Genomic DNA, 13,559 nt, shown 5'->3' with positions numbered 1-13,559 from the left:
TTGATGTTGCATAGCGAAGAACGTCTACATCATAGTTCAGCGCGGATGCCTTGCGCCCGCCCCGATGGTTCTTCCGCGCCCAGGGGGCTCGCAATGGCCTCGAGCGACTTGCGTTCGGCGTCCACGCCGTGGCGCAGGGCCAACACTCCGGCTGCGATGACGAGCACGGCGGCCACCCCATAGCCCACCGCGACCGCATCGCGGCTGCCGCTTTCGATCAGCATGCCGAACAGCACCGGTCCGACGAAACCGCCGGCGCCGGTGCCCACGGCATAGAAAGCCGAGATGGCCAGCGCCCGTGTCTCCAGTGGAAAGACCTCGCTGATCGTCAAGTAGGCCGAACTGGCGGCGGCCGAGGCGAGGAAGAACACCACCGACCAGCACCAGGCCAGGCTGCGGGCGTCCAGGATGCCGAGCATGAATGCCCATCCCGTCAGGGCCAGCGCGACGCCGGCCGATACATAGGTCGCCGCGATCATGCGCCGCCGGCCGACGCTGTCGAACAGCGGGCCGAGCAGCAGCGGGCCCAGCACGTTGCCCAGGGCGAAAGGGAAGATGTACAAGGCCACGCGGCCTTCCGGTACGCCCATGAAGCGCGTCAGCACCAGCGAGTACGTGAAGAAGATGGCGTTGTAGAAGAAGGCCTGGGAAACCATCATGGCCAGGGCGACGACGCTGCGCCGTCGGTAGCGCCGCAGCAGCACATGCGCGACCTCGCGCAAGGACGGCGACGAGTGCCGCGTGAAGGTGACCCGTCCGGTGACGGGCGCCAGCGGGCCGTGCCGGCGGGTGGCTTCCGCCTCGATCGCTTCGATGATGGCTCGCGCCTCGGCCTCGCGTCCGTGCGAAATGAGCCAGCGCGGACTTTCCGGAACATGCCGCCGTATCAGCAGGATCGCCAGCGCCAGGACCGCGCCGAGCGCGAACCCGGCCCGCCAGCCGTTTTCCGGGCCCAGCACCCGCGCGTCCAGCAAAACCAGGCTCAGCGCGGCGCCAAGGGCCGCGCCCACCCAGAAACTGCCATTGATGGCCAGGCTGACCCGGCCGCGTACGCGGGCCGGAATCAATTCATCGATGGCCGAATTGATTGCGGCGTACTCGCCGCCGATGCCCAGGCCCGTCGCGAAGCGGCAGATCGAGAAAAAAACGAAGCCGTCGGACAGCGAGGTGAGCAGGGTCGCCACCATGTAGACCGCCAGCGTGATCAGGAAGAGCCGCTTGCGGCCCAGGCGGTCCGCCATCCGGCCGAATACCAGGGCGCCCACGACGGCCCCGGCAATGTAGAGCGAGCCGGACCAACCGACCTGGGCCGCGCTCAGGCCCAGCGTGTCGGGCCGCTCCAGCACGCTGCCCAACGATCCGACCAAGGTGACTTCGAGCCCATCGAGCACCCAGGCGACGCCCAGCGAGACGACTACCCGGGTATGCCATGCGGACCAGGGCAGGCGGTCCAGTCGTGCCGGGATATCGGTATGGATGACGGTCATGCGGCAGCGGGAAGCAGGGTGTAAAGCGCAGGCGTGAAGGCCCGCGCGGCGGTTCCTCGCAGTGTGCCGGCACCGGTCCGGCGGCGGGCGTGTCAAAATCCTTGTGACGGATACCAATGGAGACACGCCGCGCCGCGGTGCGGAGACAGCCCATGCTCGATCTGAACGAGTTTCTGACCTTTTCGGTGATCGCGGAAGAGAAGAGCTTTTCCCGGGCCGCTGAAAAGCTGGGCATGTCCAAGGCCCTCGCCAGCAAGCATGTCGCCGACCTGGAGCATTCCCTGGGCGTCAAGCTGCTGCATCGCACCACCCGCAAGATCGGCCTGACGACCGCCGGCGCGTTGTTCTACGAGCGCTGCCGCCAGCTGGTGGCGCACGCCGAGGACGCCCGCCACGAGATCGAGAAGTACCGAAGTACACCGGGGGGGCTGATACGGGTCAGTTCCGCCATGGCCTTCGGGCGCCGCCATCTGGTGCCTGCCATCACGCGCTTCCTGGAACGATATCCCGAGGTGTCGATCGACCTGGACCTTAGCCAGCAGTTTCCCGACCTAGTGACCGCCGGGGCCGATGTGGTGATCCGCCAGGCCGACGAACCGCTGCTCGTTTCGCTGGTGGCGCGGCGGCTTGCCCCGGTGCGCTGGACGGCCTGCGCCAGTCCGGCGTACCTGGCCCGCCATCCGGCGCCCCGCGTGCCGGCCGAGCTGGCGGGGCACAACTGCCTGGTGTATTTCGTCAACAGCAAGGGGGAGTGGTCCTTCACCAGCGAGGATGGCGTCCATACGGTGCGTCCCAAGGGCAACTTCAAGGCCAACAGCGCCGATGCCGTGCTGCATGCGGCGCTGGGCAATCTGGGTATCGGCGTGGTGCCCACCTTCGCCGCCGGGGACGCCCTGCGCAGCGGCCAGCTGGTACGCGTGTTGCCGCAGTACCGGCTGCCTGAACGCGCCTTGTATGCCGCCTATCTGCCCAATCCCACGATGGCGCATTCCACCCGCCTTTTCGTTACGTTCCTGGGCGATTACTTCGGCGCGGATCCGTATTGGGACCGCGACCTCGCGGCGTAAACCTCTTGTCATGACATGGACGGCGCCGGAAACGGCGCCACCGCCCCAGGCGACGTGAACAATCTGTTCACCGGTTCCTGTTGATTCGGCCGCCGCGCGCGTTCACCATGCCTGCTCCAAGCGCTCGAACGATAGGAAGACAGCATGGCAGACACGCAACCCACCCAGGATCCGGCCCTGTCCGGCACCGGAGCCGTCACCTGGCACGGCGGCCAGGAGCACTGGATACAGCGCGACGGCGATATCCGGCTTTTCATGTGGCACAAGCCGGCCGCGGCGGGCGTTGCGCACGCCGGGACCGTGCTGTTCGTCCACGGCTCGTCCATGGCGTCGCAGCCCACTTTCGATTTGACGGTCCCGGGACGTCCCGACTCTTCGGTCATGGATTGGTTCGCGGCGCGCGGCTTCGATACCTGGTGCATGGACAACGAGGGCTACGGCCGTTCCAGCAAGCACCGTCCCATCAATTTCGATATCCCGAATGGCGCGCTGGACCTGGCGGCGGGCAGCGAGTACATCCTGCAGCGCGCCCAGGACGACAAGCTGATGGTCTACGGGATTTCCTCGGGGGCCCTGAAGGCCGCGCTGTTCGCCCAGCAGCATCCCGAACGCGTCGCCCGGGTCGCCCTGGACGCCTTTGTCTGGACCGGCGAGGGCAGCCCGACGCTGGCGCAGCGCAAACTGAAACTGCCGGAATTCCTGGCCAGGAACCGCCGGCCCATCGACCGGGCCTTCGTCGAAAGTATTTTTTCGCGCGATCATCCCGGCTGCGCCGACAGCGCCACGGTATCGGCGTTCGCCGACGCCATCCTGACGCTGGACAGCTCCATGCCCACCGGGACCTACGTGGATATGTGCAGCAAGCTGCCGCTGATCGATCCTGAGAAGCTGGCCGTGCCCACCATCGTGATGCGCGGCGAATACGACGGCATCGCGTCGTTCGATGACCTGGCCGAGTTCTTCAAACGCCTGCCGAATACCTTCAAGCAGTTCACCGTCATGCAGGGAATCTCGCACGCCAGTTTCCAGCAGAAGAACTACAAGATGGTCTACCACATCCTGCACGCCTTCTTCACGCAGCCGGAACCGGTTTATCGCTGAGCCTGTTGCCGACCGCGATACGCGGCGGCCACGCGCGCGGACGCGATCCCGCGTCCGCGCCACAAGAAACGCGAGCCCGGACCACCGGGCCGCGGCACCCGACAAAAGGGAGGAGACCATGATGCGATTTCGATCTGCAGGTTCACTCGCGGCGCTTGCGTTGTGCGCGACCATCGCGGCGTCCGCCGCGGCGCAGGACAAGCCGGACAGCTATCCCAGCGCCCCGATAAAACTGATCGTCCCGTTCGCACCGGGCGGCTTCACCGACGTCGTGGCGCGGCTGGTGGCGGAAAAGCTGACGCCGGCGCTGGGCCAGCCCGTGATCGTGGAAAACCGCATGGGCGCGGGCTCCACCATCGGCACCGACTATGTCGCGAAATCGGCGCCCGACGGCTATACGCTGGCCTTGATCTCCACCACGCATGTGATCGCGCCCTGGCTGTACAAGAAGCTGCCCTACGATGCGATCAACAGCTTCGCGCCCATCACCAAGCTGGTCGACAGCCCCTATGTGCTGGTCACCAACCCCGGCGTGCCCGCGCAGAACGTGAGCGAGCTTATCGCGCTGGCCAAGGCCAGGCCGGGCCGGCTGGACTATGCCTCGTCGGGCAACGGCAGCAGCCAGCACCTGGCGGCCGCGCTGTTCGCCACCATGGCCGACATCAAGATCAATCACGTCCCGTATCGTGGGAGCGGGCAGGCGCTGAACGACATTATCGGCGGGCAGGTCTCCATGGGTTTCCTGGGCGTGACCGCCGCGCTGCCGCAGATCGCGGGCGGACGCCTGCGTGCCCTGGGCGTGACCACCACCAAGCGGTCGCCGGACCTGCCGCAGGTTCCCACCCTGGACGAGGCGGGCCTGAAAGGCTACGAAGCGACCATCTGGCTGGGCCTGATCGCGCCGGCGGGCACGCCCAAGCCTATCCTGGACAAGTTGCATGACGCCACGGCCAAGGTCCTGCAGGAACCGGAATCGCGCAAGGCGCTGGCGGGCGCCGGGCTGGAACTGAGCCTGACCAGCGAGGAGGCCTTCGGCGAGCTGCTGAAAACGGAATCCGCGAAGTGGGGCAAGGTGGTCCGGGATACCGGCGCCAGCGTCAACTGAACGGGCAGAACGCCGCTACGGCAGGACGGCCGGATATCCGTCCAGCGCCAGCGCGATCTGCCGGCGGATGTCCCAGTCCTCCAGCCGGGCCTGCACGGCGCCGTAGAAGGTGCCGTCGCGGACCACGAACATGGCGGGCAGGTGGAAGACTTCGTAGCGCTCGACCAGCCCGCCGTTGTCCCCGGCGTCGACCCAGCACACGCGCTGTACGGGCAGGTTCATCGCGGGCAGGCGTTCGCGCGCCAGGCGGCAGTTCGCGCAGGTGCGGCTATGGAAAACCACCAGCGACAGCCCGGCCGCGTCCAGCAGGTAGCGGTCGGCGGTGCCGTCGTTCAATTCGATCTGTTCCATCCCAGCTTGGTTCCAATGCCGCAATAGCGGCCATCTTAGCCTGCCGCGCGGGGGGGGAGCGGGGTTGCAAGGGGGGTTGTAAGATAACGCCCGGCCACGGGGGCGCCACCGCGCCCCCGTGCCGCTTCCGCCGCGCATCCCGTTGAGGTTCCATGCAATCGAACAGCTTCTTCGAATCCCTGGGCAATGTCCTGGGCGAGATCATCCGGACCATCGTCGGCGTCCTGCGCTACCTGCTCGGGGGCGTGGGCAGGGCGATCGGCGACTTCTCCGCCGGATTGGCCCAGGCCATGGGGATGAGCCCCAGCCTGTTCAACTTCGCCATCCTTATCCTGGGCGTGCTGCTGCTGATCGCGGCCATCCGCGCCTTGCTGCGGCGGTCCGTGCTGGGTTTCCTGTTCTGGGCCATACTCGCTGTTCTGGTGCTGGGTGCGCTGATCGGATGACGCGCCGGCATCCCGCGCGATGATGGCGGACCAGCGGCGGGCTGGCTCCGGCTCGCGCGGTCTACCGTAATCATCCTGGGGAGGTTCACCATGGCGGAAGGCCGCATACGCGTCGGCATCGGCGGTTGGACATACGAGCCCTGGCGCAAGACGTTCTTTCCGGACGACCTGCCGCATAGCCGCGAGCTGGAATACGCCAGCCGCCAGGTGACGGCCATCGAGGTCAACGGCACCTACTACAGCACCCAGAAGCCGGCATCCTTCGCGCGCTGGCGCGACGAAACCCCCGACGATTTCATTTTTTCGCTCAAGGCCTCGCGCTACGCGACCAACCGCCGCGTGCTCGCCGAGGCCGGCGACTCCGTGCAGCGTTTCCTGAACAGCGGCATTACCGAGCTGCGCGACAAGCTCGGTCCCATCGTGTGGCAATTCGCCCCGACCAAGGCCTTCGATCCGGATGACTTCGAGGCCTTCCTGGCCTTGCTGCCTGACCGGGTCGATGACCGGCGCCTGCGCCATGTGATGGACGTGCGGCACGAAAGTTTCATGGACCCGGGCTATCTGAAGCTGGCGCGCAAGTACAAGGTCGCCACGGTCCACACGGATTCGGACAAGTACCCTTCGTTCGCCGACCTGACGGGTGGCTTCGTCTATGCCCGCCTGATGCGTTCCAGCGCCGCCAATCGCGCCGGCTACGCGCCCAAGGCCCTGGATGCCTGGGCCGAGCGTGCCCGCTGCTGGGCGGCGGGCGGCGAGCCGGACGATCTGCCCCGCGTCGCCGAGGCAACGAAGCAGCCTGCCGCCGCCAAGGGACGGGACGTTTTCGTGTTCTTCATCAATGGCGACAAGGAAAAGGCGCCCGCCGCCGCGCAGGCCTTGCTGCAGCGCCTGGCGAAATGAAGGGGCCGCCCCCGCCCCGCCGCAGGCGCGAGGCATCAGCAGGTATGCTTACACCGCTTCCGGCCATCCATCCACCTTGCCTGATCGACGCACCATGACCCGCACCAACGAACACGGACAGCCCATCGGCGACGCCCTTTCGGACTGGACGCCCCGCGCCCGGCCGCCGGCCACGGCCATGCAGGGCCGCTTCTGCCGCGTCGAGCCCCTGGATGCCGCGCGCCATGCCGCGGACCTGTACCAGGCGCACCACCAGGCGCGGGATGACAGCCTCTGGACCTATCTGAACTACGGTCCTTTCCAGGATGCCGGAACGTTCAACGACTACGTGGCCCAGGCGGCTGCCAGCACCGACCCGATGCACCATGCCATCATCGATCTCGCGTCCGGCAAGGCCATCGGCACCGCCGCGCTCATGCGCATCGACCCCGCGAATGGCGTTATCGAGATCGGCCATGTCTGCTATTCACCGCTGCTCCAGCGCACGCCGATCGCCACCGAGGCGCAATACCTGTTCATGCGGCGCGTCTTCGACGAACTGGGCTATCGCCGCCTCGAATGGAAATGCGACAGCCTGAACGAGCCGTCGCGCAAGGCCGCGGCGCGCTACGGGTATACCTTCGAAGGCGTCTTCCGCCAGGCCATCGTCTACAAGGGCCGTACCCGCGACAGCGCCTGGTTCTCCATCATCGACGGCGAGTGGCCGGCCTTGCGGCAGGCGTACGAGGCATGGCTGGCGCCGCAGAACTTCGACGCCGACGGCAGGCAGCGCCAGTCGCTGCGCGCCTGCATCGGCCGCGATTGAGGGCTGCCATGGACATCGATCGCACCATCGCCGCCCGCCTGGTGGAACGCCTGGGCCTGCAGCCGCATCCGGAAGGCGGTTATTACCGCGAGACCTATCGGGCCTCCGAGACGCTCCTGCGGCCCGCATGGGGCGTGACCCGTACCGCCAGCACGGCGATCTACTACATGCTGAGCGAACAGGCCTACTCGGCCTGGCACCGTATCCGCTCCGACGAGGTCTGGCATTTCTATGCGGGTGGATCGCTGCTGATACATATACTGGACCCGCGGGGCGGCTTGACGACGCATCGCCTGGGCAACGCCATCGAGGACCCGGAGGCCGTATTCCAGGCGGTGGTGCCGGCGCAGTGCTGGTTCGCGGCTGAACGTGTATCGGCCGACCGCTACACGCTGGCGGGCTGCACGGTGGCGCCCGGGTTCGAGTTCAGCGACTTCGAACTGGCCGATGCGGACCGGCTCGCGGCCGAGTTCCCCGCACATGCCGAAGTGATAGCCAGGTTGGCGCCGCGTCCCGCCTGAGCCGCTGCCCGGCGCCTCTCCCGGCGCGCTTCGCCCCCGGGCCGCTCGACCTCTTCGCGTATCGGGTCCACTGGCGTGGTGCCGCTCGCGGGGGCGCGTGCGCGGCGCACCGCGGGCGGCGCACGTTACCATAGCCTGTCCAACCGTTTCAGGCTTATCCGCACATGCGCTTTCATTCTCTTCGGGATATCGATCATCGTTCGCGCGCCCTGGCGCGCTGGCTGCCGGCCCTCGTACTGGCCGGCATCGGCAGCGCGGGATGCGCCCAGCCGGCCGCCACCACGGCGGCGCCCGCCACGCCCTCCGCACTGGCGCAGCCCGCCGAGCAGGATGCCGACCCGGCGCAGTGCCTGGCGACGCTGCGCACCTCGGCGCCGGCCAACGGTGTCAGCGTGGCCGATTTCGACCGTTATACGCAGGGCTCGAAGCTGCTTGCCACCACCGTGGCGGCGGCCAAGGCCCAGCCCGAGGGCAAGGAAACGTGGTGGGATTACATCGCCAAGACCGTCGACGACCAGCGCGTGACCGAGGGCAGGGCGGTGCTGGAGAAATCGCGGACGGCGCTCGACGCTATCGACGATAAATACCGGGTGGACAGCGAGCCGCTGGTCGCCATATTCGGCATCGAAACGAATTTCGGCGCTCAACTGGGCAAGGTGGACGTCCTGAATGCGTGGCTGACGCGGGCATGCACCGAGCAAAAGCCGCTATGGGTCAAGAACGTCTACGCCTCCGTGCGCCTCCTGCGCGACGGCACGGTCACGCGCGAGACCTTCATCGGCTCGTGGAGCGGCGCTTTTGGCATGACGCAATTCATCCCGACCTCGTTCTACGAGCTTGCCGCGGACGGCGATGGCGACGGCCGGATCGATCTGTATGGGTCGCTGCCGGACGCGCTGGCGTCGACGGCGAACCACCTGCTCAAGCGCCGGGCGACGTGGACGCGCGGCCTGCCGGCGGTGATCGAAGTGCGCGTGCCCCCCGCCTTGGCGGCAACCATGCCGGCATCGCCGGATGCCGAATACATGAACCGCGACGACAAGCGTCCGCTATCGCAGTGGGCGGGCGACGGCGTGACACGCGCGGACGGCACGCCGCTGAACAGCGTGCCGATGGCGCAGCCATGGGAGTCGGTGTCCGCCTACCTGTTCGCGCCAACGGGATCGCAAGGGCCGGTATTTCTGGCCACCCGCAACTTCGACGCGATCCTGCACTACAACCAGTCGCATAAATACGCGCTGGCGGTCAGCCTGTTGACGAACCGGCTCCGGGGCGATGCGGGCCTGCTCACGGCCTGGCCCACGGACGATCCCGGGCTTTCGCGAGCGCAGATCAAGACCTTGCAGGGGCTGCTGGCCGCGCGCGGTTACGACGTCGGCACGCCCGACGGCATTCCGGGCAGCAAGACGCGCCAGGCCGTGGCAGCGGAACAGCAACGCCTGGGCCTGCCCCAGGACGGCCGCGTGGGCTACAAAATCTTCAGCGCCCTGCAGAATCCCTGACCCGGACGCCGCTATAGCGGCGGCAGCACCAGGTCCGTGGTCCCGGGCCTGACCCACCGCACGCATTCGCGCGTGGTGTCGATGCAGCCGCCGTCCACATAGACCCCGCGAGGCTCGCGCAAACGCACCATCTTCTTCAGGATGCGGTCGACTTCAGCGGGGTCGGCCATGGTCGCGCGCACACGGGCTTCCACCCGTGTCTCGTCCAGCCGCAGGATGCCGCGCTCGTCGGTGTGGACGCCGTCGCGCCAGTGGTATATCTCCACGCACTTCGCCGTCAGGCTGAAGGGCTGCTCGTGCTTCCAGAAATTGTTGAACATTCCGCGGCCCAGGTAGAACACCCATGAACCCTCGAAGCCTTCGACGTTGGACGAACGTTCGTCGGGGTTTCGAAACCACAGCCGGTCCCCCGGCACGTAGAACCGCGGCGGCAGCGGTTCCTCCATGGACCCGTATTCGCGCAGGAACACGTCGTGGAACAGGCCCGACATGATGGCGCGCGTTTCCCAGTGCCGTTGCAGCTGCGCAAGCAGTTCGGGGTTGCAGCGCGCCAATTCCTGAGCGATACCCAGCAGCGTCACGTACTCCGTGGCGCGATAGCAGGAAAAGGAATACAGCTTGCCCGAGGCCCGCGGCTGCGTCGCCTTGACCAGGCCTTCGATCAGCGACTTGCCGGGCAGGATCGTGAAGCCCCGTGCCTCGTCGTAGGTCCAGTAGTCTTCCGGCCGTTCGGCGTGCTCGGTATCGAAGGCCAGTTCGGTGCGGCACGCGGCCTGCACGATGTTCAGCTTGATACGAACCGCCGACTCGAATTCGTCGTGGCTGGGATAGCGGAAGGGCACGGGCGCTGCCAACATGGCCAGCACGACCTCGCGTTCCATGTTGCGTGCGCGATCCGCGTAGCGCGCGTCCAGGGCCTCGGCCAGCCCGGTGGTGTCGTGGTCGGGGGTCCACTGCGCGGCGGCCGCGTCGGTCAGGCGAAATCCCGCCACCGGGCCTGACGTCTCCTGCCAGCTGGCCGTGGCCACCAGGTCGGCCAGGCCCAGGCCGGCCAGGTAATCCATCGTCCGGCGCATCGATGCGGCATGGTCGTCCACAGGGCAACTGAAGAGATGCACACCGGCGATATGCGGGCGCGCGGCAAGCGGCGTAATGCGATTCACGAACAGGCTCCCCAGGCGGCCGCGATGGCGATATTTGCTGACGAAATGCTGAATTCCGCCGGCCGCAATGGACTGTGCCTTGTCTTCGCCGCGGCGGATTTCGCGATCATAGGCGATCGGCCTATGATTCCGGCGGTCGTCCGGCACGGCGCCGCTTCCTGAGGTGGGCAGGCCGCGCCATGGGAAGGGGAAATGAAGCAGAGTTCTTCGCAGCGCGGCATGCTCGGGGTGGTGGCCGCGGGCTTTTTCATGCAGTCGCTGGATACCACCATCGTCAATACGGCCTTGCCGGCCATGGCGCACAGCCTGGGCGAAGCGCCGCTGGCGATGCGGCCCGTCGTGGTGGCTTATTCGCTGGCCATGGCGATGCTGACGCCGGCGTCGGGATGGCTCGCCGACCGTTTCGGCACGCGGCGCGTGTACTTCGCCTCCATCCTTGTCTTCGTGCTGGGCTCGCTGTTCTGCGCCGTGTCGACCACGCTGTCGCAGCTGGTGATCGCCCGCGTGATACAGGGCATGGGCGGCTCCATGCTGCTGCCCATCGGACGCCTGTCCATTCTGCGCACCATGCGCGGGGAAGACTACATCGCCGCGCTGGCGGCGATTTCCGTCGCGGGTCAGGTGGGTCCGCTCATCGGCCCCATGACGGGCGGATGGCTGGTCCAGGCCTTGAGCTGGCATTGGATTTTCCTGATCAATCTGCCCATCGGCATCCTGGGCCTGGTGGCCGTACGCCTCTACATCGCGCCCAACGCGCTGCTGACCACGCCGGCGTTCGACGTTGCCGGCTTCACGCTGCTCTCGGCCTGCATGGCGGCTTTCTCGCTGGCGATGGAGGGCACCGGGGACACGCACCGGGCCGCCTACAGCCTGGGCCTCGTCGCGGTGAGCGCGGCGATGGTGCTGCTGTACATCGCGCATGCGCGCCGCCGTCCGCGGCCGCTGTTCAAGCTGGCGCTGTTTCGCGACGCCACCTTCAGCGTCGGCCTGGTGGGCAACCTGGTATCCCGCATCGGCAGCAGCGGCGTGGCCTTCCTGTTGCCCCTGCTGCTGCAGTTGCAACTGGGCTACGAGCCCTTCCATGCCGGGCTCATGATGTTCCCCGTCGCGCTGGCCGCGCTGCTGTCCAAGCGCTGGGTGGCGCCGCTGGTCCGCCGCGTCGGATATGAAGCTTTCCTGTCTGTCAACACGATCGTGGTCGGCGTGTCCATCATGTCTTTCGCGGCCATCGCGCCCGGCTGGCCCACGGCGATCCAGATCGTGCAATTGCTGGTGTTTGGCGCGGCCAACTCGATGCAGTACGCCGCGATGAACAGCGTCACGCTGAAAGGCTTGAGCGTCGAGGACGCCGGCAGCGGCAATAGCCTGTTCTCCATGGTGCAGATGCTGGCCCTGAGCCTGGGCGTCAGCGTGAGCGGCGGCCTGGTTGGGCTCTTTTCCCACGGCTCCCGAGCGGACGCCATGGGTTTTCGCCTGACCTTCGTGTGCGTGGGCGCCATCACGCTGCTGTCGACGCTGGTGTTCCGGCGCCTGGAACCGCAGGCCGCGCACCGGCGCGCCTGATCGCCCACGGCACGGACCTGTGCGTTGCCGGCCTTGCCGGTATGCCGCTTGCGGCTGGGTGCGCCTTGTCCATCCAGGCGGCCGTCCGGGCCAGCGCCAGGCCGCGCCGCCAGCCAGCGGGAGTTCAGCCATGAATCGCTTTACCGGCAAGGTCGTCATCGTCACGGGCGCAGGATCCGGCATAGGCGCCGCGACCGCGCGCCGTTTCGCCGAGGAGGGCGCCAGCGTGGTGCTCGCCGGCCGCACGGAAGAGAAATTGCGCAAGGTCGCCGAGTCGCTGCCCGCAGGCCGGGCGCTGGTCCATGTGACCGACGTGGCGCAAATGGAGGCCGTGCAAGGCCTGGTACGCGCGGCGGTGGACCGTTTCGGCGCCTTGCATGTCATGGTCAACAACGCGGGTGTCGCCCCGGAGGGCAAGATCACCGAAGCCAGCCCGGACGATTGGCGCAAGGTGATGGCCATCGATGTGGACGGCGTGTTCCATGGTTGCCGTGCCGCCATCCCCGAATTGGCCAAGACCCGTGGGTCGGTGATCAACGTGTCGTCGGTTTCGGGCCTGGGGGGTGACTGGGGGCTGAGCTTCTATAACGCCGCCAAGGGCGCAGTCACCAACTTCACCCGCGCGCTGGCCATGGATCACGCGCGCGACGGGATCCGCATCAACGCGGTCTGTCCCAGCCTGACCCGTACCGACCTGACGGAGGAAATGTACGGGAACCGCGAACTCATGGCGAAGTTTGCCGAGCGTATCCCCATGGGACGCGGTGCCGAGCCGGAGGAAATCGCCGCCGTCATCGCTTTCCTCGCCAGCGACGACGCGCGTTTCGTCACGGGCGTCAACCTGCCGGTGGACGGCGGCCTGACGGCGTCCAATGGCCAGCCGCCGCAGGCCTGATGCGCGTCCCGCGCGCCGATCAACGCGCCGCGATGGGTACGGCGCTTGCTGATCCATGGACTTGATGAACCGTGCCACCACGGGGGTGGCCATCCCGACTTTGGAGGTCAAGCATGACGCATCAGTTGAAATTGTCTGCCATCGGTCTGGCGTTCTGCGCCGCGGGTATGCTGGGCGCCGCATCGACGTCCCTGGCGGCGTCCGGTACGGACGCCCAGTATCGCGAAGACGTGGCGCGTTGCAAGAGCGGAAGCTCGGGACAGGACCAGGCCACGTGCATGCGGGAGGCCGGCGCGTCGCTGGTCGAACGCCGCCGCAACGGACTGAGCAACCCTGCCGACGCCCGACGCAACGCCATGGCGCGCTGCGATGCCTTGCCGGCGGCGCAGAGGCAGGATTGCATGATCCAGATGTCGGGCCAGGCCAATACCACGGTGCAGGGCAGCGTGGCGGGCGGCGGCATCCTGCGCGAGACGGTCATTCAAGTGCCGGCCGGGACACCCGGCGCCAGCCCCGGCTATAACCAGTCCCCGGGCTATGCCGCACCCCCTGCGCCGCTGGCGCCGCCGCCCGCGGTGCCGCCAGCCGGTGCCGCTCCCTACGGCACGCCGGCGCCTGCCCCGTACGGCAGCATGCCGCGCCAATAACCAACC

General features: G+C 67.4%; 14 protein-coding genes. 11 read left to right on the top strand and 3 right to left on the bottom strand.

The window, feature by feature from the left end:
• Nucleotides 1-29 precede the first annotated feature (29 nt).
• Complete coding sequence (locus BAU07_RS16050) at nt 30-1,487, bottom strand: MFS transporter (RefSeq protein WP_066659518.1); 1,458 nt, start codon at nt 1,485-1,487, stop codon at nt 30-32.
• Nucleotides 1,488-1,639: 152 nt separating this feature from the next.
• On the opposite strand from BAU07_RS16050, the gene BAU07_RS16045 reads away from it, so the two are divergent.
• From BAU07_RS16045 to BAU07_RS16035, 3 genes are all read left to right on the top strand, one after another.
• Nucleotides 1,640-2,554, top strand: a complete 915-nt coding sequence (locus tag BAU07_RS16045; protein WP_066659517.1) for a LysR family transcriptional regulator — start codon at nt 1,640-1,642, stop codon at nt 2,552-2,554.
• A gap of 144 nt (nt 2,555-2,698) precedes the next feature.
• A complete protein-coding gene (locus BAU07_RS16040) occupies nt 2,699-3,655 on the top strand; it encodes an alpha/beta hydrolase (protein ID WP_084025815.1) in 957 nt (318 codons plus the stop codon).
• 118 nt (nt 3,656-3,773) lie between these two features.
• Complete coding sequence (locus tag BAU07_RS16035) at nt 3,774-4,760, top strand: tripartite tricarboxylate transporter substrate binding protein (RefSeq protein WP_066659516.1); 987 nt, start codon at nt 3,774-3,776, stop codon at nt 4,758-4,760.
• A 15-nt stretch (nt 4,761-4,775) separates the two neighbouring features.
• Here BAU07_RS16035 and BAU07_RS16030 read toward each other — a convergent pair whose 3' ends face one another.
• Complete coding sequence (locus tag BAU07_RS16030) at nt 4,776-5,111, bottom strand: thioredoxin family protein (protein WP_066659515.1); 336 nt, start codon at nt 5,109-5,111, stop codon at nt 4,776-4,778.
• A gap of 152 nt (nt 5,112-5,263) precedes the next feature.
• On the opposite strand from BAU07_RS16030, the gene BAU07_RS16025 reads away from it, so the two are divergent.
• From BAU07_RS16025 to BAU07_RS16005, 5 genes are all read left to right on the top strand, one after another.
• Nucleotides 5,264-5,557 (top strand): hypothetical protein, encoded by a 294-nt coding sequence (locus tag BAU07_RS16025; RefSeq protein ID WP_066659513.1) that lies wholly within the window; start codon nt 5,264-5,266, stop codon nt 5,555-5,557.
• 90 nt (nt 5,558-5,647) lie between these two features.
• Nucleotides 5,648-6,457 carry a DUF72 domain-containing protein gene (locus BAU07_RS16020; protein ID WP_066659511.1) on the top strand — a complete coding sequence of 270 codons (810 nt, stop codon included), beginning with the start codon at nt 5,648-5,650 and terminating at the stop codon, nt 6,455-6,457.
• On the top strand, nt 6,396-7,262 hold the full coding sequence (locus tag BAU07_RS16015; protein ID WP_415830491.1) for a GNAT family N-acetyltransferase: 867 nt from the start codon (nt 6,396-6,398) through the stop codon (nt 7,260-7,262). Before BAU07_RS16020 ends, BAU07_RS16015 begins: the two co-directional genes overlap by 62 nt.
• 8 nt (nt 7,263-7,270) lie before the next feature.
• Complete coding sequence (locus tag BAU07_RS16010; protein ID WP_066659509.1) at nt 7,271-7,783, top strand: cupin domain-containing protein; 513 nt, start codon at nt 7,271-7,273, stop codon at nt 7,781-7,783.
• A 164-nt stretch (nt 7,784-7,947) separates the two neighbouring features.
• The gene (locus tag BAU07_RS16005; protein WP_084025813.1) at nt 7,948-9,285 is read left to right on the top strand and encodes a lytic murein transglycosylase; all 1,338 of its coding nucleotides are present in this window, start codon (nt 7,948-7,950) and stop codon (nt 9,283-9,285) included.
• A gap of 11 nt (nt 9,286-9,296) precedes the next feature.
• On the opposite strand, the gene BAU07_RS16000 is transcribed toward BAU07_RS16005, so the two are convergent.
• A complete protein-coding gene (locus tag BAU07_RS16000; RefSeq protein ID WP_157122524.1) occupies nt 9,297-10,439 on the bottom strand; it encodes a hypothetical protein in 1,143 nt (380 codons plus the stop codon).
• A 201-nt stretch (nt 10,440-10,640) separates the two neighbouring features.
• Between BAU07_RS16000 and mdtD the strand changes: the two genes are divergently transcribed.
• From mdtD to BAU07_RS15985, 3 genes are all read left to right on the top strand, one after another.
• A complete protein-coding gene (gene mdtD, locus BAU07_RS15995) occupies nt 10,641-12,011 on the top strand; it encodes a multidrug transporter subunit MdtD (protein WP_066659508.1) in 1,371 nt (456 codons plus the stop codon).
• 130 nt (nt 12,012-12,141) lie between these two features.
• Nucleotides 12,142-12,906, top strand: coding sequence for a meso-2,3-butanediol dehydrogenase (gene budC, locus BAU07_RS15990; protein WP_066659506.1), 765 nt, complete (start codon nt 12,142-12,144; stop codon nt 12,904-12,906).
• 113 nt (nt 12,907-13,019) lie between these two features.
• A complete protein-coding gene (locus BAU07_RS15985) occupies nt 13,020-13,553 on the top strand; it encodes a hypothetical protein (RefSeq protein ID WP_066659504.1) in 534 nt (177 codons plus the stop codon).
• Nucleotides 13,554-13,559 lie beyond the last annotated feature (6 nt).

This window comes from Bordetella flabilis, from assembly GCF_001676725.1.
GTDB lineage: Bacteria > Pseudomonadota > Gammaproteobacteria > Burkholderiales > Burkholderiaceae_B > Bordetella_C > Bordetella_C flabilis.
Note: the sequence above shows the minus strand (reverse complement) of the source record. Positions and strands in the feature narration are given on the sequence as shown.